The sequence below is a fragment of the Actinoplanes sp. NPDC049548 genome, from assembly GCF_040676695.1.
Classification (GTDB): domain Bacteria; phylum Actinomycetota; class Actinomycetes; order Mycobacteriales; family Micromonosporaceae; genus Actinoplanes.
Map to the genome: position 1 here is coordinate 69,875 of NZ_JBFAPM010000016.1, position 25,428 is coordinate 95,302.

The 25,428-nt window shown below is 71.6% G+C and carries 1 protein-coding gene (running past one end of the window); it reads right to left on the minus strand.

The genetic code is table 11. The annotated features are described in order from the left end of the window. Positions 1-25,198: the 5' portion of a non-ribosomal peptide synthase/polyketide synthase gene (locus tag AB0J80_RS27370; protein WP_364710300.1), read on the minus strand. Its footprint begins 14,756 nt before the window's first position; 25,198 of the gene's 39,954 nt are visible here — the first part of the coding sequence; it begins with the start codon at positions 25,196-25,198; the stop codon falls past the left edge of the window. Positions 25,199-25,428 lie beyond the last annotated feature (230 nt).

Consider the following 25,428-nt stretch of genomic DNA (forward strand, 5'->3'; position numbering starts at 1 on the left):
AAGCCACCGCGGGACGCGGCCGGTCCACGGGAAGGCTCAACTCCTCCGGCGCACCGGCGAGGGTCTCGCGCCAGTACGCGACCTGCCGCGACAACAGGCTGTCAGGATCGGACTCGTCGCCGAGGAGCTCGCGCTGCCAGATGGCGTAGTCGGCGTACTGCACGGGAAGCGGCTGCCACACCGGGACCTCGCCCTGCTTGCGCGCCGCATACGCGGTGAAGAGGTCTCGGGCGAGCGGCACGGTCGACCAGCCGTCGGTCGCGATGTGGTGAACGAGCAGCACCAGGACGTATTCGTCCGCGGCGGGACGGAACAGCCAGGCCTTGACAGGTACGTGGTCCGCGAAGTCGAAGGCGTACCGGGACACCTCGGCCACCGCGGCGGGCAGGTCGTCCTCGGCGACCTCGACCACGTCGAGCGCCCAGTCGAGCTCGGCCGGGTCGAGGATCCGCTGGTACGGCTCACCGTCGACGGCCGGGAAGACCGTACGCAGCGACTCGTGCCGGCCCATCACATCGCGGAGCGCGGCATCCAGCGCGGCGACGTCCTGCTGCCCGCTCAGCCGGAGGATCAGCGGCTGGTTGTAGGTGGCGTTCGGGCCCTCCAGCTGGGCCAGGAACCACAGCCGCCGCTGCGCGAACGACAACGGCACCCGCTCCGGACGCTGCGCCACCCGCAGACTCGCCCGCACGCCCGTACCACCGGAACCGGCAAGCCGAGCAGCCAGCCCAGCCACCGTCGGCGCCTCGAACAGCACGCGCAGCGGCACCTCGACCCCGAGCACCGTCCGCAGCCGTGAGATCAACCGCACCGCCAACAGCGAATGCCCGCCCAGATCGAAGAAGCTGTCGTCCACCCCCACCGACCCGACCCCGAGCACCTGCGCGAACACCCCACACAGCAGCTCTTCCTGCACGCTCGACGGACCCCGGCCGATCTCGCCGCCGAACTCCGGGTCCGGCAGCGCGGACCGATCCACCTTCCCGTTGGCCGTCAGCGGGATGGCCGCCAGCGGGACCACCGCCGCCGGCACCATGTACTCCGGCAACCGCTGCGCGACGAACTCCCGCAACCCATCGACCCGCGAACCCACGACGTAAGCCACCAGCCGCTCATCGCGAACGACCACGACCGCCTGCTCCACATCCGGATGCCCGGCGAGCACTACCTCGATCTCACCCGGCTCCACCCGGAACCCACGAACTTTCACCTGCTCGTCCGCGCGACCCGCGAACACCAGCTGCCCATCGGCGGTCCACTTCGCCAGGTCCCCCGTGCGGTACATGCGCTCGCCCGCTCCGAACGGGCAGGCTACGAACCGCTCACCGGTCATGCCGGGCAGGCCCACATACCCGCGCGCGACCTGCACACCCGCGACGTACAGCTCCCCGGCCACGCCCGGCGGCACCGGTTGCAGTGCCTCGTCGAGCACGAACAGGCGGGTGTTGGCGATCGGGCGGCCGAACGGCACGGCACCCTGCCGGTCGGCGTCGACCACGGTGGAGGCGACCATCACGGTGGTCTCGGTCGGACCGTACGTGTTCACCAGCTCCCGGCCGTCCGCCCAGGCCCGCGCGGTCGCCTCATCGATGGCCTCGGCACCGACCAGCAGCCGCCGCACTCCCGGCAGCGCGGCCGGGTCCAGCACCCGCAGCAGCGACGGCACCACGCTCGCCGCCTGGATCGGCAGCTGGGCCAGCAGCGACGGCTCGTGCCGCTCCCGGTCGGTGGCGACCACCAACGTCGCACCCGAGGTCAGCGCAACGGCCACGTCGAGCACGGACGCGTCGAAGCTGAACGAGGCGAACTGCAAGAACCCGGTACCGGCCTCGACCGCGAACACCGCGGCCAGGTTCCTCAGCGAACCGTGCGAGACCGCTACGCCCTTGGGCACACCGGTCGACCCCGACGTGTAGATCACGTACGCCAGCTGGCCGGGGAACACCGGCCGCGGCGCCGCAGGATCGCTGTGCAGCGCCTCATTCAGGGTGTGCTCGTCCAGGACCAGGCTCGTCCCGGCGGCGAGGACCTCCCGGCGTTCCGCGGGCAGCTGCGGATCCAAGGGCACATACGCGGCCCCCGCCTTCCACACGCCCAGGATGGCGGCCACCATCCGAGCGCCTCGCGGCAGGCACAGGCCGACCACCGACTCCGCACCCACACCCTGCAGATAGCCGGCGATGCGCGCGGACTGCTCCCCCAGCTCGGCATAGGTCAGCGAAACCCCGTCCGCCACCACGGCCACCGCGCCCGGATCCGTCGCCACCCGGCGCTCGAACGCATCCACGACACTGCCCACCGCCACGTCGGCGGCCGCGTCGTTCCAGCGGTGGAGCACCAGGTCGCGCTCGGCGTCGTCCAGCACCGGCACCGCCCGTACGCGAAGCCCCGGATCCGCCGCGACCGCGCGCAGCACCCGCGCCAGCCGCTCGGCCAGCGCCCGGGCCGAGGCGACGTCGAACAGGTCCGTGGCGGCGACCAGCAACCCGCGCAGACCGGCGGGCCGGCCCTGCTCGTCGAACGCCTCGTCGACCATCACCTCGAGGTCGAAGCGAGCCGCCACCGTGTCGTCGCCGGTGAGGTCAGCGGCGTTGGCCGCGCGCGCTCCGGGCAGGTCGGCGACGGCGCGCTCGTTGTTCTGCACGGTGAGCATGACCTGGAACAGCGGGTGCCGGCTCATGGATCGCGCCGGCGCGAGCTCCTCGACGAGGCGCTCGAACGGCACGTCCTGGTTCGCCAGCGCACCCAGCGTCGTCTCCCGGACCCGCGCCAGGACCTGCCGGAACTCCGGGTCGCCGGACAGGTCCGTACGGATGACCAGGGTGTTGACGAAGAAGCCGACCAGGTCGTTCAGGGCCTCGTCGGTGCGGCCGGCCGCGGCCGAGCCGATCGGGATGTCGGTGCCGGCGCCGAGCCGCGACAGGGTGACCGCCAGGGCCGCCTGCAGCACCATGAACGTGGTGACACCCTCGGCCTGGGCCAGTGCCGTGAGCCGGGCGTGCACCTCGGCCGGCAGGTTCAGCGGCGCCCGATAACCCCGATGCGTAGTCACCGCGGGGCGCGGCCGGTCGGTCGGGAGTGCGAGCTCCTCGGGCGCCCCCTCGAGGGCCTGCCGCCAGTACGCCACCTGCCGGGCCGGCAGACCGTCCGGGTCGTCCTCCGCGCCGAACAGACCGCGTTGCCAGATGGCGTAGTCGGCGTACTGCACGGGCAGCGGCTCCCACGCCGGGGCCTCGCCGCGCTTGCGGGCCGCGTACGCCGCCGCCAGGTCGCGGCCCAGCGGCGCCATCGACCAGCCGTCGGTCGCGATGTGGTGGACGAGCAGGACGAGCACGCACTCGTCCGGGTCCGCCCGGAACAGCCGGGCCCGGATCGGCACCTCACTCGTCAGGTCGAACGCGAACGCCGACGCCTCGGCCACCCGCTGGGGCAGCTCGCCGGCGGGTACGTCGACCACGTCGAGGCGCCAGTCCAGCCCGGCCGCGTCGAGGATGCGCTGGTACGGCTCGCCGTCGACCGCCGGGAACACCGTACGCAGCGACTCGTGCCGGCCGATCACGTCGCGCAACGCCGCATCGAGCGCGGCCACATCCTGCGGCCCGCTCAGCCGGATCGTCAGCGGCTGGTTGTACGTCGGGCTGGGCCCTTCGAGCTGGGCGAGGAACCACAAACGCCGCTGCGCGAACGACAACGGGATCCGCTCGGGCCGCTCGACCGCCCGCAACGCCACCCGCGCCTGCTCCGACCCGGCGCTCGCGAGCCGGACGGCCAGCTGCGCCACCGTCGGCGCTTCGAACACCGTACGGATCTCAACCTCGGCACCCAGCGTGGCCCGGATCCGCGACACCAGCCGAGCCGCCAGCAACGAGTGCCCACCCAGGTCGAAGAAGCTGTCATCGAGCCCGACCGACTCGACACCGAGCACCTGAGCGAACGCCGCACACAGCAGCGTCTGCTCGACGGTCTCCGGCGCCCGGTTCTCGCCGCCACCGACGGTGAACTCCGGGTCGGGCAGCGCGCCGCGGTCGAGCTTGCCGTTGGTGGTCAACGGCAACTCTGCCAGCGTCACGATCACGGCCGGCACCATGTACTCGGGCAGCCGCCGGGCAACGAACTCGCGCAACCCGTCGCCCTGTTCACCCACTACATAAGCAATCAGCCGCTCATCGCGGGCGATCACCGCCGCCTGCGCCACCGCCGGGTGCTCGGCCAGGACCGCCTCGACCTCACCCGGCTCGATCCGGAACCCGCGGATCTTCACCTGCTCATCGGCACGGCCCAGGAACTCCAAGATCCCGTCGGCGGTCCACTTCGCCAGGTCCCCGGACCGGTACATCCTTTCTCCGGCGCTGTAGGGACAGGCCACGAACCGCTCCGCGGTCAGTCCGGCGCGGCCCACATACCCGCGCGCCAGCTGCGCGCCGGCGATGTACAGCTCCCCCGCCACCCCGGGCGGAACCGGCTGCAGATTGTCGTCGAGCACGTAGAGGCGGGTGTTGGCGATCGGCCGACCGATCGGCACCGACGCCCCGACCTCATCACCCGCCGCAACCTCGAACACGCAGCAACCCACAACGGTCTCGGTCGGCCCGTACTCGTTCACCACGACCGAGCCCGGCGCCCGCTGCAGCCACGACCGCACCAGAGGCCCCGGCAGCGCCTCACCACCGACCACCCAGGTCTTCGCCGCGGCGTTGACCTGCGCATCGGTGAGCGACTCGGACAGCAGGGCCAGATGCGCCGGGACCAGCTTGACCAGCTCGAACCCGCCACGCTCCTGCAGCAGCTCGACGAGATCGTCGCTCACTTCCACCGGCGACCCGGTCACCAGCGGCACCACCACACTGGTCACCGTCAGGTCGAACGCGATCGACGAATGCAACGGCGCGCCACCACCACCGGCCACCCCGTAGGCGTCGGCAGCCCAGCTGACATAATTCACCAGCCCGCCATGAGTCACCGCGACACCCTTCGGCGTACCCGTCGAACCCGACGTATAGATCACATACGCCAGCGACGCCGGATCAACCGCCACCTGCGGCGCGGTCGCGGGCGCGGCGGCCAGCTGCATCGCCACCAGCGCGTCGTCCAGCACCACCATCCGGGCCAGCCCGGACACCGGCAGATCCTCCGACGTCTCCTCGTCGGTCAGCAGCAACACCGCCTTGCTGTCGGCCAGCGTGAAGGTGATCCGCTCCAACGGATAGGCAGGGTCGATCGGCACGTAGGCCGCTCCGGCCTTCCACACCGCCAAAATCGCGGTGATCAGTTCCGTTCCGGCGGGCAGGCACAACCCCACGACGGAGTCGACACCCACACCCTGCTTCACCAGGTAATGCGCGAGCCGGTTCGACGCCTCATCCAGCTCCCGGTAGAAAGACCCGGCGAACATCTCCACCACGCTGGACGCCGCAACCGGCACCGCAGTGTCGTTCCAGACCCGCAACACCTGATCACGCTCGACGTCATCCAGGAGCGGTATCGCGTGCACCGGCCGGTCCGGATCCGCGACGGCAGCGGTGAGTACCCGGGTGAGCCAGGTCGTGAACCGCTGCGCCGTCCGCGCATCGAAGAGGTCGTCCGCGACGATGATCGAACCGCGCAGACCGGCGGGCCGACCCTGGCCGTCGAAGACCTCGCCGACCATCACGTCGATGTCGAACCGTCCCGCCACCGGTCCGGAGCCCGAGGTCGCGGCAGGCTCCACGGCACCGTCCAGGACCACCCGGTCGGCGTTCTGGAAGGTGAGCATCACCTGGAACAGCGGATGCCGCGCCAGCGACCGCGCCGGCGCCAGCTCCTCGACCAGCCGCTCGAACGGCACATCCGCATGCGCCAACGCACCCAGGCTCGTCTCCCGCACCCGAGCCAGCACCTGGCGGAAGTCGGGATCGCCCGACAGATCCGTACGGATCACCAACGAGTTCACGAAGAACCCGACCAGATCATTGAGCGCCTCATCCGAACGCCCCGCCACCGCCGCACCGACCGGGACATCCGTACCCGCACCCAGACGCGACAGCATCACCGCCACCGCGGCCTGCAACACCATGAACATGGTGACGCCCTCGGCCCGCGCCAACTCCGCCAACCGCTCGTGCACCTCCACCGGCACCTGCAACGGCGCGAGATGCCCCCGGTACGAGGCCACTGCCGGACGGGGCCGGTCGACGGGCAGCGCCAGCTCCTCCGGCGCACCCGCCAACGCGTCCCGCCAGTACGCGACCTGCCGCGACAGCAGACTCTCCGGGTCGGACTCGTCGCCCAGGAGCTCACGCTGCCAGATGGCGTAGTCGGCGTACTGCACGGGCAGCGGCTCCCACACCGGCGCCTCGCCCTGCTTGCGGGCCGCGTACGCCGTCGACAGGTCGCGGCTCAGCGGGCCCGCCGACCAGCCGTCGGTCGCGATGTGGTGCAGCACCAACGCCAGCACGTACTCGTCGGCGTCCCGGTACAGCCACGCCCGGACCGGCACCTCACGCGACAGGTCGAACGCGTACGCCGAAGCCGCGGACAGCTCGCCGGCACCGTCCTCCACACCCCAGTCCAGCTCGTCCAGGCTCAGCACCCGCTGGTACGGCTCACCGTCGACGGCCGGGAACACCGTACGCAGCGACTCGTGCCGCCCGATCACGTCCCGCAGCGCCGCTTCGAGCACCGCGACGTCCACGTCGCCGGGCAGCCGCAGCGTGATCGGGCTGTTGTAGGTGGCGTTCGGCCCCTCCAGCTGGGCCAGGAACCACAGCCGCCGCTGCGCGAACGACAACGGAACCCGCTCCGGACGCTGCGCCACCCGCAGACTCGCCCTGACACGCCTGTCACCGGAATCAGCGAGCCGCGCCGCCAGCCCAGCCACCGTCGGCGCCTCGAACAGCACGCGCAGCGGCACCTCGACCCCGAGCACCGCCCGCAGCCGCGAGATCAACCGCACCGCCAACAGCGAATGCCCACCGAGGTCGAAGAAGCTGTCGTCCACCCTCACCGACTCGACCCCGAGCACCTGCGCGAACACCCCACACAGCAGTTCTTCCTGCACGCTCGACGGACCCCGGCCGATCTCGCCGCCGAACTCCGGGTCCGGCAGCGCGGACCGATCCACCTTCCCGTTACGCGTCAACGGGATGGCCGCCAGCGGGACTACCGCCGCCGGCACCATGTACTCCGGCAACCGCTGCGCGACGAACTCCCGCAACCCATCAACCTGCGAACCCACGACGTACGCCACGAGCCGCTCATCGCGCACGACGACGACTGCCTCGGCGACATCGGGATGCGCAGCAAGTACAGCGGCGACCTCGCCCGGCTCCACCCGGAACCCACGGATCTTCACCTGCTCATCCGCGCGACCCGCGAACACCAGCTGCCCATCCGAGGTCCACTTCGCCAGGTCCCCGGTGCGATACATCCGCTCACCGGCCCCGAACGGACAAGCCACAAACCGCTCACCCGTCAGCCCCGGCCGGCCCACATAACCCCGCGCGACCTGCACACCCGCGACATACAGCTCCCCGGCCACACCCACCGGCACCGGCTGCAACGCCTCATCCAGCACAAACAGCCGCGTGTTAGCGACCGGCCGACCGAACGGCACCACACCAGACCGTTGCCCATCCACCGGACCCGCAGCCACCATCACCGTGGCCTCCGTCGGCCCGTACGTATTCACCAGCTCCCGGCCGCCCGCCCACGCCCGCGCGGTCGCCTCATCGATCGCCTCAGCACCGACCAGCAACCGCCGCACCCCCGGCAGCGCGGCCGGATCCAGCACCCGCAACAGCGACGGCACCACACTCGCCACCTGAACCGGCAGCCCACCCAGCAGCGACGGCTCGTGCCGCTCCCGGTCGGACGCCACCACCAACGTCGCACCCGACGTCAGCGCCACGGCCACATCGAGCACGGACGCGTCGAAACTGAACGACGCGAACTGCAAGAACCCGGTACCGGCTTCGACCGCGAACACCGCCGCCACGTTGCTCAGCGAGGCGTGCGAGACGGCCACGCCCTTAGGCACACCCGTCGAACCCGACGTGTAGATCACATACGCCAACTGATCCAGCAGGACCGGCACCGACACGGCGGGATCGCTGCGCAGCGCCTCGACCAGGGTGTCCTCGTCCAAAACCAGGTGCGCCTCACCGGCCAGAACGTCCAGGCGCGACGCGGGTAGCTCCGGGTCCAGCGGCACATACGCCGCCCCCGCCTTCCACACACCCAGAATCGCGGCCACCATCCCCGCACCCCGAGGGAGGCGCAACCCGACCACTGATTCCGCACTCACACCGCGCAGATAGCCGGCAATCCGCGCGGACTGCTCCTCCAGCTCGGCGTAGGTCAGTGACACTCCGTCGGCGACCACCGCTGTCGCGCTCGGGTCCCTCGCCACGTGGCGCTCGAACGACTCGACGACACTGTCCGCGGCGATCGCGGCCGCCGTGTCGTTCCAGCCGTGGAGCACCAGGTCCCGGTCCGCGGCGTCCAGCACGGTGACGCTGCTCAGCGCGGCGTCCGGCTCCCGTTCCAGCAGGGACACGACCTGCTCGGTCGCGGTGCACAGCATCCGGCAGATCGCGTACGGGTCAACGGCATCCACCACCTCGACGGTGAAGCTCATCCGAGCGCCCTCGTCGTTCACCGCGACGGTCAGCGGGTAGTTCGTGCGCTCCTCGAAGAACACGATCCGCACCCCGTCGACGGCCTCGTGCTCGTTCTGCCGCCGGTTCCCGCGCCGGTAGTTGAACAGCGAGCTGAACAGCGGCGTGTTCCCGGGAAGCTCGGACGCCTTCTGCGCCGCCGCGAGCGGGGCGTGTTCGTGCTCCAGCAGCCCCGCCAGCTGCGTCTGCATCTGCTCGACCGCGGCCCGCACGCCGAGGCGGTTCCGCAGGCGAACGGGCAGCGTGTTGAAGAAGGGACCGAGCACCCGGTCGGCTCCCACGCCCGCGTTCATCCGGCCGAACAACACCGTGCCGAACACCACGTCGTCACGACCCGCCAGCACACCCAGCACCCGCGCCCACACCACGTGCAGCACCGTCGCCGGACTGACTCCCAAGACCTGCGCCACCCGCAGCAGCCGCGCCTCCACCGACTCCGGCAACGGCACCGTCGTGGACACCACCGCCGAACCATCACCACGGACATCGGTCAGCCCGAACGGCGCGGTCGTCTCCGCCACGTCACCGAGCAGCTCGGCGAAGAACCGCTCATGCTCGGCGCGCGGCACTCCGCCGCGTGCCTGGGCGATGAAGGTGCGGAACGGCATCGCCGGCGCCAGCTGCGCCCCACGACCGGCCATCACCTCGCGCATCTCACCGAGCAGCACGTCCATGCCGAGGTGGTCCTGGGTCATGTGATGCATCCGCACCAGGCCCAGCCACCGGCCACCCTCGGACGAGGCCACGTGCACGTCCAGCAGGGGCGCCCGGTGCAGGTCCATGACCGAGCCGGCCGCCGCGATCAGGGCAGGGATCCGGTCTTCGCCGCGGTGCTCCAGCGCCACCTGGCGGACCGGCACGCGTGCCTGCCGCCAGACCACCTGCACCGGCTCGGGTACCCCTTCCCACACCACGCCGGTGCGGTAGATGTCGTGCCGGTCCACCACCTGCTGCAGCGCCGCCACGAAGGCGTCGAGCCGGTCCCGCGCGTCGAACTCCAGCACCCGCACGGTGAGATACGTGTCCACGCCCTCCGGGGCGAACAAGTGGTGGAAGAGCAGGCCTTCCTGCAGCGGCGCCAACGGATACACGTCGGCCACGTTCGCCGCGCCGCCGTCGACCGTCGCGACCACCCGGTCGATCTCCGGCTGCGTCAGCGACACCAACGGCAGCATCTCCGGCGTGATCCGCCCAGCGCCCTCCGGAATGCCGTTCTCCGGCACCGGCACCGACTCGGGTGCCACCGCACCGGCAAGACCGACAGGCGTGGGCGCATCGAACAACGCCCGCACGGACACGGACACGCCCGCCGCGCGCAGCCGCTCCACCAGCGACACCGCAAGCAACGAGTGCCCACCCAGCTCGAAGAAGTTGTCGTCGACCCCGACCGACTCGACACCGAGCACCTCGGCGAAGGCCCGGCACAGAACCTCCTCCTGCACCGTCACCGGACCCCGGCTGCGCACACCGGCGAACTCAGGATCCGGCAGCGCCGACCGGTCGAGCTTCCCGTTGGCCGTCAGCGGGATGGCCGCCAGCGAAACCACCGCCGCCGGCACCATGTACTCCGGCAACCGCTGCGCGACAAAGTCCCGCAACCCATCGACCCGCGAGCCCACGACGTACGCCACCAGCCGCTCATCGCGCACGACCACGACCGCCTGCTCCACATCCGGATGCCCGGCGAGCACTACCTCGATCTCCCCCGGTTCCACCCGGAACCCGCGAACCTTCACCTGCTCATCCGCGCGACCCGCGAACACCAGCTGCCCATCCGAGGTCCACTTCGCCAGGTCCCCGGTGCGATACATCCGCTCACCGGCCCCGAACGGACAAGCCACAAACCGCTCACCCGTCAGCCCCGGCCGGCCCACATAACCCCGCGCGACCTGCACACCCGCGACATACAGCTCCCCGGCCACACCCACCGGCACCGGCTGCAACGCCTCATCCAGCACAAACAGGCGGGTGTTCGCGATCGGCCGCCCGAACGGCACGGCACCCGCCCGTTCCCCATCCACCGGACCCGCGGCCACCATCACCGTGGCCTCCGTCGGCCCGTACGTATTCACCAGCTCCCGGCCGCCCGCCCACGCCCGCGCGGTCGCCTCATCGATCGCCTCAGCACCGACCAGCAACCGCCGCACCCCCGGCAGCGCGGCCGGGTCCAGCACCCGCAACAGCGACGGCACCACACTCGCCGCCTGAACCGGCAGCCCAGCCAGCAACGAAGGCTCCTGCCGCTCCCGGTCAGAAGCAACCACCAACGCCGCCCCCGACGACAACGCCACCGCCACGTCCAGCACCGAGGCGTCGAAGCTGAACGACGCGAACTGCAAGAACCCGGTACCGGCCTCGACCGCGAACACCGCCGCCAGATTGCTCAGCGAGGCATGCGAAACCGCGACGCCCTTGGGCACACCCGTCGAACCCGACGTGTAAATCACGTACGCCAGCTGTCCGGGCAACAACGGCCGCGGCACCACCGGGTCGCTGCGCAGCGCCTCGACCAAGGTGTCCTCAACGAGGACCAAGCTCGCCCGGCTGGCAAGAACATCCAGGCGCGGCGAAGGCAGCTCCGGGTCCAGCGGCACATACGCCGCCCCCGCCTTCCACACACCCACGATCGCGGCCACCATCCCCGCACCACGCGGCAGACGCAGACCGACAACCGACTCCGCGCCGGCACCGGCACCGCGCAGGTAACCCGCGATCCGGGCAGATTGCTCCCCCAGCTCGGCGTAGGTCAGCGACACCCCGTCGGCGACCACGGCCACCGCATCCGGCCGGGCCGCCACCTGCCGCGAGAACGCCTCCACCACGTCGACCGCCGCGATGTCGGCCGCGGTGTCGTTCCAGCCGTGGAGCACCAGGTCCCGGTCCGCGTCGTCCAGCACCGGGACGGTGTTCAGGGCGACGTCCGACCCTTGTTCCAGCAGCGACACGACCCGCTCGGTCGCGGTGCACAACATCCGGCCGATCGCGTACGGGTCAACGGCATCCACCACCTGCACGGTGAAGCCGATGCGTTCGTCGTTGTCGTTGACCGCCACCGCCAGCGGGTAGTTCGTGCGCTCCTCGGAGAACACGTTGCGAACGCCCTCGACGGTGTCGGCCTGCTGCCGCCCGCCGTGCCGGTAGTTGAACATCGAGGTGAACAGGGGCGCGTTGCCGACGAGCCCCGACGCCCGCTGAGCCACGGCCAGCGGCGCGTGCTCGTGCTCCAGCAGCGCGGCGAGCTGGGCGCGCATCTGCTCCACCGCGGACCGCAGGCCCACCCGGGTACGGACCCGCACCGGGAGCGTGTTGATGAACGGCCCCAGCGCCTTGTCGGCTCCAGCGCCCGCGTTCATCCGGCCGAACAACACCGTGCCGAACACCACGTCGTCACGACCCGCCAGCACACCCAGCACCCGCGCCCACACCACGTGCAGCACCGTCGCCGGACTGACCCCCAAAACCTGCGCCACCCGCAGCAGCCGCGCCTCCACCGACTCCGGCAACGGCACCGTCGTGGACACCACCGCCGAACCATCACCACGGACGTCGGTCAGCCCGAACGGCGCGGTCGTCTCCGCCACGTCACCGAGCAGCTCGGCGAAGAACCGCTCATGCTCCGCCCGCGACAGCCCGCCCCGCGCCTGAGCGATGAAGTTCCGGAACGGCATCGCGGGCGCCAGCTGCGAACCGCGGCCCGACAGCACCTCCCGCAGCTCGCCCAGCAGGACGTCCATGCCGAGGTGGTCCTGGGTCATGTGATGCATCCGCACCAGGCCCAGCCACCGGCCACCACCGGACGACGCCACGTGCACGTCCAGCAGCGGCGCCCGGTGCAGATCCATCACCGAGCCGACCGCCGCCATCAACGCCGCGACCCCGTCCCCATCGGCGTCGTCGAGCTGGACCGTTCCCACCGCCAGCCGCGCCCGCCGCCAGACGACCTGGACCGGCTCGCTGAGGCCTTCCCACACCACGCCGGTGCGGTAGATGTCGTGCCGGTCCACCACCTGCTGCAGCGCCGCCACGAACCCGTCGAGCCGATCCCGCGTGTCGAACTCGAGGACACGGACCGTCACGTACGCGTCCTCGCGGCCGTCGGCGAGGAGGTGGTGGAAGAGCAGACCCTCCTGCAGCGGCGCCAGCGGGTACACGTCCGCGACGTTCGCCGCGCCGCCGTCGACCGTCGCGACCACCCGGTCGATCTCCGGCTGCGTCAGCGACACCAGCGGCAGCATCTCCGGCGTGATCCGCTCAGCGCCCTCCGGGATACCGTTCTCCGGCACCGCCACCACGTCCGGTGCTGCCGCGGCGGCCAGACCGGCCGGCGTCGGCGACTCGAACAGCGCCCGCACCGACACGGACACGCCCGCCGCGCGCAGCCGCTCCACCAGCGACACCGCCAGCAGCGAGTGCCCACCCAGCTCGAAGAAGTTGTCGTCGACGCCCACCGACTCCAGCCCGAGCACCTCGGCGAAGACCCGGCAGAGGATCTCTTCCTGCACCGACGCGGGACCCCGGCTGACGGCGCCGCCGAACTCGGGGGCAGGCAGCGCGGACCGGTCGAGCTTTCCATTGGCCGTCAGCGGAATGGCCGCCAACGGAACCACCGCCGCGGGAACCATGTACTCCGGCAACCTCCGTGCGACAAACTCCCGCAACCCGTCGACCTGTGAACCCACGACATAGGCCACGAGCCGCTCATCGCGCACGACGACGACTGCCTGCTCCACCTCCGGATGCCCGGCGAGCACCGCCTCGACCTCGCCCGGCTCCACCCGGAACCCACGAATCTTCACCTGCTCGTCCGCGCGCCCGGCGAACACCAGGTGCCCGTCGGTGGTCCACTTCGCCAGGTCGCCGGTGCGGTACATCCGCTGCCCGGCCGCATAGGGGCACGCCACGAAACGCTCACCGGTCAGCCCGGCCCGGCCCACGTATCCGCGGGCGACCTGCACGCCCGCGACGTACAGCTCGCCGGTCGTCCCGGCCGGCACCGGCTCCAGCGCATCGTCCAGCACGAACAGGCGGGTGTTCGCGATCGGCCGGCCGAACGGCACGGCACCGGGCCGCTCCCGGTCCACGACGCCGGAAGCCACCATCACCGTGGTCTCCGTCGGACCGTACGTGTTCACCAGCTCCCGGCCGTGCGCCCAGGCCCGCGCGGTCGCCTCGTCGATGGCCTCAGCACCCACCAGCAGCCGCTGCACGCCGGCCAGATCCGACGGCTCGAGCACCCGCAGCAGCGACGGCACCACACTGGCCGCCTGGATCGGCAGCCCGGCCAGCAGCGAGGGCTCGTGACGCTCCCGGTCGGCCGCGATCACCAACGTGGCGCCCGAGCTCAGCGCGACCGCCACATCGAGTACGGACGCGTCGAAGCTGAACGAGGCGAACTGCAGCACGCCCACACCCGGCTCGACGGCGAACACCGCCGCCAGATTGCTCAGCGAGGCCTGCGAGACCGCGACGCCCTTGGGCACACCCGTCGAACCCGACGTGTAGATCACATAGGCCAGCTGGTCCGGCAGCACCGCCACCGGCACCGCGGGATCGCCGGTCAGCGCCTCCTCGACGACGTCATCGTCGAGAACCACGCCCGCCCCGCTGTCGGCGACCAGGAACTCCAGGCGTTCGGCCGGCAGCTCCGGATCCAACGGTACGTACGCAGCACCGGCCTTCCACACGCCCAGGATCGCGGCCACCATCCGCGCACCGCGCGGCAGGCACAGGCCGACCACCGACTCCGCGCCCACACCCGACGCCAGCAGGAAACCGGCGATCCGGTCCGCCTGACCGGCCAGCTCGGCGTACGTCAGCGAGCCGCCGTCCGCGACCACCGCGACCGCGCCGGGATCCGTCGCCACCCGCAGCTCGAACAGGTCCACGACGCTGTCCGACGGGGTCTGCGCCGCGGTGTCGTTCCACCCGCGCAGCAGCAGATCCCGCTCGGCCGCATCCACCAGGGGCACCGCGCGGACGCGGACCTCCGGCGCCGCGGTCACCGCCTCGAGTACGCGCACCAGCCATCCGGCCACCCGGTGCACGGTCGCCTCGTCGAACAGGTCCGCCGCGGCGGTCAGCGAACCCCGCAGGCCCGCCGGTCGGCCCTGGTCGTCGAGCATCTCCCGGACCGACACGTCCAGGTCGAACTTCGCCGCGGTCGCCACCGCGTCCGAGACGTCGGCATCCGCGGCTCCGGGCAGGTCGGTCACGGCACGCTGGTTGTTCTGTACGGCGAGCATCACCTGGAAAAGCGGGTGACGGCTCATCGACCGGGCCGGAACCAGCTCCTCGACGAGGCGCTCGAACGGCACGTCCTGATGGGCCAGCGCACCCAGCGTCGTCTCCCGCACCCGCGCCAGGACCTCCCGGAACTCCGGATCACCCGACAGGTCGGTACGGATCACCAGGGTGTTGACGAAGAACCCGACCAGGTCGTTGAGCGCCTCGTCGGAGCGGCCGGCCACCGCGGAGCCGATCGGGATGTCGGTGCCGGCCCCCAGCCGCGACAAGGTCACCGCGACCGCGGCCTGCATCACCATGAACACGGTGGCGCCCTCGTCCCGCGCCAGCTCGGTCAGCCGCCGGTGCACCTCGGCGGGCACCTGCAGCGGCACCCGGTGCGCGCGGTTGCTCAGCACCGCCGGACGGGGTCGGTCGGCCGGCAGCCGCAACTCCTCCGGGGCGCTCGCCAGCGCCTCCCGCCAGTACGCGACCTGCCGCGACAGCAGGCTCTGCGGGTCGTCCTCGTCGCCGAGCAGGTCGCGCTGCCAGATCGCGTAGTCCGCGTACTGCACGGGCAGCGGCTCCTGGTCCGGTGCCTCTCCGCGCACGCGTGCCGCGTACGCCGCCGACAGGTCGCGCCCGAGCGGGCCCATCGACCAGCCGTCGGTCGCGATGTGGTGCACGAGCAGCACCAGGACGCAGGCGTCGGGTCCCGGCCTCAGCAGCCACGCGCGGACCGGAATCTCCCGCGTCAGGTCGAACGCGTACGCCGACGCCTCGGCCACCGCACCGGGCAGCTCATCGCCGGCGACCTCGGCCACCTCCAGGCGCCAGTCGAGCTCGGCCGGGTCGATGATGTGCTGGTAGGGCACGCCGTCGACGGACGGGAACATCGTCCGCAGCGACTCGTGGCGGGCGAGGACGTCGCGCAGCGCGGCGTTCAGCGCCACCTCGTCGACGTCGCCGCTGAGCTGCAGCACCATCGGCCGGTTGTAGGTGGCGCTCGGGCCCTCCAGCTGAGCCAGGAACCACAGCCGGCGCTGCGCGAACGACAGCGGCACCCGCTCGGGGCGCCGCACCGCGCGCAGGCTTGCCCTGGTCCCGGTGCCGCCGAGCTCGGTGAGCCGCGCGGCCAGCTGGGCGACGGTCGGGGCCTCGAACACCACCCGCAGCGGCAGCTCGACGCCCAGCACCGCCCGTACCCGGGAGATCAGCCGCACGGCGAGCAGCGAGTGCCCGCCGAGGTCGAAGAAGTTGTCCTCGACGCCCACTACATCGACGTCGAGGATCTGCGCGCACATGCCGCACAGCAGCTCTTCCAGCACCGAAGCCGGCGCGCGCCCCTGTCCCTGGGTGGTCTCGGGCGCCGGCAGGGCACCCCGGTCGACCTTGCCGTTGGTCGTCAACGGCAGCTCCGGCAACGCGACCACCACGGCCGGCACCATGTACTCGGGCAGCCGCCGGGCGACGAACTCGCGCAAGCCGTCGGCCTGCGCGGCCACGACGTAGGCGACCAGCCGCTCATCGCGGGCGATCACCGCCGCCTGCGCCACCGCCGGATGCTCGGCCAGGACCGCCTCGACCTCACCCGGCTCGATCCGGAACCCGCGGATCTTCACCTGCTCATCGGCACGGCCCAGGAACTCCAGCTGCCCGTCGGCGGTCCACTTCGCCAGGTCGCCGGACCGGTACATCCGCTCCCCGGCCGCATACGGGCACGCCACGAACCGCTCGGCGGTCAGCCCGGCGCGGCCCACATACCCCCGGGCCAGCTGGGCACCGGCGATGTACAGCTCCCCTGCCACCCCGGGCGGGACGGGCCGCAGACCCTCGTCGAGGACGTAGAGGCGGGTGTTGGCGATCGGCCGCCCGATCGGTACCGAGGCCCCGACCTGCCGGCCGGCGGACACCTCGAACACGCAGCAGCCGACGACGGTCTCGGTGGGGCCGTACTCGTTGACCACCACCGAGCCGGGCGCCCGCTGCAGCCACGACCGCACCAGGGGACCGGGCAGCGCCTCGCCACCGACCACCCAGGTCCACGCCGCCCCGGCCACCTGCTCGGCGGACAGCGACTCGGACAACATCGCCAGGTGTGCCGGGACGAGCTTCACCAGCTCGAACCAGCCGCCCTCCCGCAGCAGCGCGGGCAGGTCACCGGTCACCACGACCGGTGAGCCGGCCACCAGCGGCACCACCACACTGGTCACCGTCAGGTCGAACGCGATCGACGAGTGCAGCGGTGCCCCACCCCCGCCCGACACCCCGTAGGCGTCGGCAGCCCAGCTCACGTAGTTCACGAGCCCGCCGTGGGTGACCGCGACACCCTTGGGCCTGCCGGTGGACCCGGACGTGTAGATCACGTACGCCAGCGACGCCGGATCGATCGCCGGCACCTGCGGCGGGGTCGCGGGCGCGGCGGCCAGCTGCATCGCCACCAGCGCGTCGTCGAGCACCACCATCCGAGTACGCCCGGACACCGGCAGATCCTCAGACGTCTGCTCGTCGGTCAGCAGCAGCACTGCCTTGCTGTCGGCCAGCGTGAACGTGATCCGCTCCATCGGATACGCCGGATCGATCGGGACGTAGGCCGCCCCGGCCTTCCACACCGCCAGGATCGTGGTGACCAGCTGGATTCCGGCGGGCAGGCACAGCCCGACGACGGAGTCGGCGCCCACGCCCTGCTTCACCAGGTAATGCGCGAGCCGGTTCGCCGCTTCGTCCAGCTCCCGGTAGGACATGTCGGTGCCGTCGGCGCTCACCGCGACCGCGTCCGGCGTCGCCGCCACCTGCGAGGCGACCATCTCGACCACGCTTCGGGCCGGAACCGGGGCCGCGGTGTCGTTCCACTCGGTCAGAACCTGCCGGCGCTGCGGGGCGTCGAGCAGGTCGATCGCGTGCACCCGCACCTCGGCCGCGGCGGACACCGTCTCCAGCACGCGGGCGTACCAGCCGGCGAACCGCAGGACCGTGGACTCGTCGAACAGGCCGGCGTCGGCCGTCACGGCGCCGCGCAGGCCGGCCGGGTCGCCCTGCTCGTCGAACGTCTCGACGAGCGTCACGTCCAGGTCGAAGCGGGCGGGGATCGTGTCGGTGCCGTCGCCGGCCGCGGACTCGCCGGTGACCGTCACGCCGGGCAGCTCCACGGCGCCCCGCTCGGGGTCCTGCACGGTCAGCATGACCTGGTAGAGCGGGTGCCGGGCGAGCGACCGGGTGGGTGCCAGCTCCTCGACCAGCCGCTCGAACGGCACATCCTGGTTCGCCAGCGCGGCCAGGCCGGCCTCCCGGACCCGCCCGAGGACGTCCCGGAACTCCGGGTCGCCGGACAGGTCCGTACGGATCACCAGCGTGTTGATGAAGAAGCCGATGAGGTCGTTGAGCGCCTCGTCCGTGCGCCCGGCGACCGCCGTACCGATCGGGATGTCCGTGCCGGCGCCCAGCCGCGAAAGGGTGACCGCCAGCGCGGCCTGCACCGTCATGAAGACGGTGACCCCCTCGGCCCGGGACAGGTCCTGCAGCCGCCGGTGCACCTCGGCGGGCACGTGCAGCGGCACGCGGACCCCCCGGTTGGCCGACACCGCGGGACGCGGCCGGTCCACGGGCAGACTGAGCTCCTCCGGCGCGCCGGCGAGCGCCTGCCGCCAGTAGTCGACCTGCTTCGCCAGCACGCTGTCCGGGTTGTTCTCGTCGCCCAGCAGGTCGCGTTGCCACAGCGCATAGTCGGCGTACTGCACGGGCAGCGGCGCCCAGGCCGGAGCGTGCCCGCGCAGGCGTGCGGCGTACGCGGCCGAGAGGTCCCGGCCGAGCGGGGCGCGCGACCAGCCGTCGCTGGCGATGTGGTGGACCACCAGCAGCAGCGCGTGGGTGTCGCGGTCGATCCGGAACAGCCACGCCCGGACCGGTACCTCGGCGGCGAGGTCGAACGCGTGCCGCGCCGCCTGTGCCACCGCCGCGCCGAGGCCGTCCGGTCCCACCTCGGCGAACTCCACCGCCCAGTCCAGCTCGCCCGGCGCGACGACCCGCTGGTACGGCTCACCGTCGGCGACCTCGAACACGGTCCGCAGCGACTCGTGCCGGTCCAGCACGTCCCGGACGGCAGCCCGCAACGCGGAGGTGTCCAGATCGCCGGCGAGCCGCACGAGCAGCGACACGTTGTAGGTCGGGTCGGGGCCCTCCATCTGGGCCAGGAACCACATGCGGCGCTGCTCGAACGACAGCGGCACCCGCTCCGGCCGTACCCTGCCGCGCAGAGCGACCCGGGCCGGACTCGCGTCGGCGCCCGTGATCCGCGCCGCCAGGGCGGACACCGTGGGGGCCTCGAAGAGCATCCGGATCTTCACCTCGGCGCCGAGCCGCGCCCGGATCCGCGACAGCAACCGGATCGCCAGCAACGAGTGCCCACCGAGCTCGAAGAAGTTGTCCTCACGCCCGACCGACTCCCGCCCCAGCACCTCCGCGAAGATCCCCGCCAGCAACACCTCCGTCTCATTCACCGGCTCAGCACTAGCCACCCGCTCTTCCACCGCCGGCAACGCCGCCCGATCCAACTTGCCGTTGGCCGTCAGCGGCAAAGCCTCCAGCGTGACCACCGTCGACGGCACCATGTACTCCGGCAGCCGCTCGGCCACGTACTCCCGCAACCCAGCGGTGTCCGACGCCACCACATACGCGACCAGCCGGTCATCACGGGCGATCACCGCCGCCTGCGCCACCGCCGGATGCGCGGTCAGCACGGCCTGCACCTCACCCGGCTCGACCCGATACCCCCGCACCTTCACCTGGTCATCCGCGCGGCCGCAGAACACCACCTGCCCATCCGCGGTCCACTTCGCCAGGTCACCGGTGCGGTACATCCGCTCGCCCCACGGGCACGCTACGAACCGCTGCCCGGTCAACCCAGGCCGGCCCACATACCCGCGCGCCACCTGCACACCCGCGACATACAACTCACCCGTCACACCCGGCGGCACCGGCTGCAACGCATCGTCCAACACGTACAAACGGGTGTTCGCCAACGGCCGCCCGACCGGGATCACTCCACCGGTCACCGACGCGGTCGCCACACCCACCGTCGTCTCCGTCGGCCCATAATGGTTGAACACCTGCAACCCGTCGCCGGCCAGCTCCTCCACCAACCCGGCCGGAGCCGCCTCACCACCAAGCACCAGCGAATGCCGCGGACGTAAAGCGCCCAGCGCCATCACGTGCGACGGCACCACCTTCACCGCATCAATGCGCTCACAGTCCAGGTAGGAGGCGACCGCCTCAGCGTCCACAACCATGTCCGCATCGAGGACATGCACCTGACCACCAGTGGCCAACGCCGCGAACAACACCGTATTGCCGAGGTCGGTCACCTGCGGCTGCAGCAGGGCATACCGCATCCCCGGCGAGCTCCAACCCAACCGCTGCGACACCGACACCACATAGTTGGCCAGCGCCCCATGCGTGACCGCCACACCCTTGGGCACACCCGTCGACCCCGACGTGTAGATGACATACGCCAGCTGCGACGCCGCCACTGCAGGCAGGGCCACAGGGGTCGCCTGGACCTCTTCGGTGAGCACCAGCCGGGCACCGCTGTCGGCGATCAGGAACTCCAACCGCTCCGCGGGCAGCGCAGGATCCAGCGGCAGATACGCCGCACCGGCCTTCCACACGCCCAGGATCGCCGCGATCGTCTCCACACCCGGACGCAGCGCCAACCCGATAACCGACTCCGCCTCCACACCGGAAGCCAGCAGGTGACCCGCAATGCCCTCGGACCGAGCCGACAACTCGCCATAGGTCAGCGACACACCACCAGCGACCAACGCCACCGCATCCGGCGACGCCGCCACCTGACTCTCGAACAGATCCAGCACACTCGACACCGGCACCTCAGCCGCCGTGTCGTTCCAGCCGTGCAGCACCAGCTCCCGCTCGGCGGCGTCGAGCACCGGCACCGCGTGCACCGGCAGCTGCGGCGCGGCGGTCACCGATGCGAGCACGCGGACCAGCCGCTCGGCGAGCGCCCGGGCGGTGTCGACGGCGAACAGGTCGGCGCTCGCGGTCAGCCAGCCGCGCAGACCGGCCGGGCGCCCGGCGTCGTCGAAGGTCTCGACGAAGCCGACGTGCAGGTCGTACCGGGCCGACACCGGAAGGGCGTCGCCGCTCCCGGCGGCCGTACCGCCCGGCAGGTCCAGCACGGCCTGCTCGGTGTTCTGCACGTTCAGCATCACCTGGAACAGCGGGTGCCGGGCCAGCGACCGCGACGGCGCAAGCTCCTCGACGAGCCGCTCGAACGGCACGTCCTGGTGCGCGAGGGCGCCGAGCGTAGCCTCGCGGACCCGGGTGAGGAGCTGCCGGAACTCCGGGTCGCCCGACAGGTCCGTACGGATCACAAGCGTGTTGATGAAGAAGCCGACGAGGTCGGCCAGCGCCTCGTCGGAGCGGCCGGCCACGGGCACACCGATCGGGACGTCCGTGCCCGCGCCCAGCCGCGACAGCAGTACGGCCAGCGCCGACTGCACCACCATGAACGGCGTGACGCCCTCGTCGCGGGCGAGCTCCAGCAGCCGCCGGTGCGTCTCGGCCGGCACCGTCACCGGCACCCGGTGGCCGTCCTTGCTCGCCACCGCCGGGCGCGGCCGGTCCGTGGGCAGGGTCAGCTCGTCCGGCGCCCCCTCGAGCGCCTGCCGCCAGTAGGCGACCTGCCGCGACAACCGGCTCTCCGGGTCGTCGGCGTCACCCAGAACCTCGCGCTGCCACAGCGCGTAGTCGGCGTACTGCACCGGCAGTGGCGTCCACTCCGGCGCGGCACCGCGTACGCGGGCGGCGTACGCGGTGGAGATCTCCCGGCTCAGCAGCGGCGACGACCATCCGTCGGTGGCGATGTGGTGCATCACGACGACGAGGACGTACTCGGCGGCCGGCGCTTCGACTCGGAACAGCCGGGCGCGCAGCGGGATCTCGGTGGCGAGGTCGAAGGTGTGCCGGGCGACCGATGCCGCCGCGCCGGCGAGCTCGTCCGGATCCACCGTGGTGACCGGCAGATCCCAGTCCAGCCCCTCGGGATCGAGCACGCGCTGGTAGGGCTCACCGTCCGCGACCGGGAAGACCGTGCGCAGCGACTCGTGCCGGGCAACGACGTCGCGCAGAGCGGCGGTCAGGGCGGCGACGTCCAGGTCGGCGCCGAGCCGCACCAGTCCCGGCACGTTGTAGGTCGGGCTGGGGCCTTCGAGCTGGGCCAGGAACCACAGGCGCCGCTGCGCGAAGGACAGCGGGATCCGGTCGGGCCGGGTTCTCGCCCGCAACGGGACGACGGTGTCACCGGTGCGGGTTCCGGCCAGGCGAGCGCTCAGCGCTGCGACGGTGGGCGCCTCGAACAACAGCCGCAGCGGCACGTCCACGCCCAGCGTCGTGCGGATCCGCCACGCCAGCCGGACGGCGAGCAGCGAATGCCCGCCGAGCTCGAAGAAGCTGTCCCCCACCCCGACCGCGTCCAGCCCGAGCACCTGAGCGAACAACCCACACAACAACTCTTCCTGTACGGACACCGCCCCGCGCCCGCCACCGGTGGTGTACTCCGGCGCGGGCAGCGCCGCCCGGTCCAGCTTCCCGTTGGCCGTCAACGGCAACGCCTCCAGCGCGACCACCGCGGACGGCACCATGTACTCCGGCAACCGCTCGGCCACGTGCTCCCGCAACCCAGCGGTCTGCGACGCGACCACATACGCGACCAGCCGGTCATCACGGGCAATCACCGCCGCCTGCGCCACCGCCGGATGCGCGGTCAGCGCAGCCTGCACCTCACCCGGCTCGACCCGATACCCGCGCACCTTCACCTGGTCATCCGCGCGCCCGGCAAACACGACCTGCCCATCCGCGGTCCACTTCGCCAGGTCACCGGTGCGATACATGCGTTCCCCGGCACCCCACGGACAAGCCACAAACCGCTGCCCGGTCAACCCAGGCCGGACCACATACCCGCGCGCCACCTGCACACCCGCGACATACAACTCACCCGTCACACCCGGCGGCACCGGCTGCAGCGCGTCGTCCAACACGAACAGACGGGTGTTCGCCAGCGGCCGCCCGACCGGGATGACGCCACCCGTCACCTCAGTCGTGGCCACGCCGACCGTCGTCTCGGTCGGCCCGTAATGGTTGAACACCCGCAACCCGCCGGCGGCCAGCTCCTCCACCAGGCCCGCCGGAGCCGCCTCACCACCAAGCACTAACGAATGCCGCGGACGCAAACCGCCAAGCGCCATCACGTGCGACGGCACCACCTTCACCGCATCAATGCGCTCACGGTCCAGATACGCGCCGACCGCCTCGGCGTCCACGACCATGTCCGAGTCAAGAACGTGCACCTGACCACCAGTGGCCAGCGCGGCAAACAACACCGTGTTACCCAGGTCGGTCACCTGCGGCTGCAACAACGCATACCGCATCCCCGGCGAGCTCCAGCCCAGCCGCTGCGACACCGACACCACATAGTTCGCCAGGGCGCCGTGCGTGACGGCCACGCCCTTGGGCACACCGGTCGAGCCCGAGGTGTAGATGACATACGCCAGCTGCGACGCCACTACCGACGGCAGGGCCACAGCGGTCGCGTGCGTTTCCTGGTTCAGCACGATCCGGGCGCCGCTGTCGGCGATCAGGAACTCCAACCGCTCCGCGGGCAGAGCCGGGTCCAACGGCAGATACGCCGCACCCGCCTTCCACACACCCAGAATCGCCGCGATCGTCTCCACACCGGGCGGCAGCGCCAACCCGACAACCGACTCCGCCTCCACCCCGGAAGCGAGAAGATGACCGGCGATGCCATCCGCCCGAGCCGACAACTCGCCATAGGTCAGCGACACGCCACCGGCGACCAACGCCACCGCCTCCGGCGACGCCGCCACCTGACGCTCGAACAGATCCAGCACACTCGACGCCGGCACCTCAGCCGCCGTGTCGTTCCAGCCGCGCAGCACCAGCTCCCGCTCGGCGGCATCGAGCACCGGCACCGCCCGTACCCGCAGATCCGGAGCCGAAGTCACCGCCTGCAGCACCCGGCCGAACTGCCGGACCAGCGCCTCGGCCGTGCGTGAATCGAACAGGTCCGCCGCGACGGTGATGCGGCCGAGCAGTCCGGCCGGAGTGCCGTCGTCCGCGAACGTCTCGGTGAACCAGGCGTCGACGTCGAACTTCGCCGCCGGCAGCGCGTTCGGCAGCACCTCGACGGTGAGGCCGGCGAGCTCCAGGGTGGCCCGGGCGGTGTTGTCGAGCGTGAGCATGACCTGGAACAGCGGGTGCCGGGCCAGCGAGCGGGCCGGCGCCAGCTCCTCGACGAGCCGCTCGAACGGTACGTCCTGATGCGCCAGCGCATTGAGGCTCGTCTCCCGGACGCGCTCGAGCACGTCCCGGAAGCTCGGATCCCCGGACAGGTCCGCGCGGATGACCAGGTTGTTGACGAAGAAGCCGATGAGGTCGTGCAGGGCCTCCTCGGTGCGGCCGGCGATCGACGAACCCAGGGGGATGTCGCGGCCGGCACCGAGCCGGGACAGCAGCACCGCGAAGGCGCTCTGCAGCACCATGAACGGGGTGACGCCGGCGGCGCGCGCGAGGTCCACGAGCCGGCTGTGGACGTCGGCGGGCACTTCCAGCGGCACGGCGTGTCCCTCGCCGCCGGAGACGGCCGGGCGGGGGCGGTCGGTGGGCAGCTGCAGCTCTTCCGGGATCCCGGCGAGCGCCGTACGCCAGTAGCCGAGCTGTTTCGCCATCCGGCTGTCCGGGTCGGTGTCGTCGCCGAGCAGTTCCCGCTGCCAGAGCGTGTAGTCCGCGTACTGCACGGGCAGCGGCTCCCACTGCGGTGCCGTGCCGGCCTTCCGGGCGGCGTACGCGCGCGCGAGGTCCCGGCCCAGCGGCGCGTTCGACCAGGCATCACTGGCGATGTGGTGCAGCAGCAGCACCAGCACGTGCTCGCGGGAGCTGATCCTGTACAGCCACGCGCGGACCGGGATCTCCCGGGTCAGGTGGAAGGCGTGCTGGGCGGCCCGCCCGACCGCCTCGGACACCTCGCCGGCGGCGATCGGTTCGATCTCCAGCTGCCAGACGAGCTCCTCGGCGCTGAGCACCCGCTGGTGCGGCTCACCGTCGACGGCCGGGAAGACCGTACGCAGCGACTCGTGCCGCAGGATCACGTCGCGCAGCGCGGCGTTGAGCGCCACCGCGTCGAGCTCGCCTCGCATGCGCGCCGCGATGACGTAGTTGTACGTCGGGCTCGGCCCGTCCAGCTCACCCAGGAACCACAACCGGCGCTGGGCGAACGACAACGGAATCAACAAGGCAATCCCCCTCGCAAAGAACGCGGCGCGATCTTCGGCTGCCGGAAATCTGATCCGCCGCGAACGGGGGGTGATCGCGTGCCGGGCACGCCGAGACCACTCCGCTGCCTTGCACGGGCACCCGGATTCGCTGGCGTCGAAATTCCAGCGCATGACCGACTGCTGAACAAGGCGAGCGGTCGAACAGCGAGGGCTGCCGTTCAACCGCCGGATCACCGCAGTTGCACAAG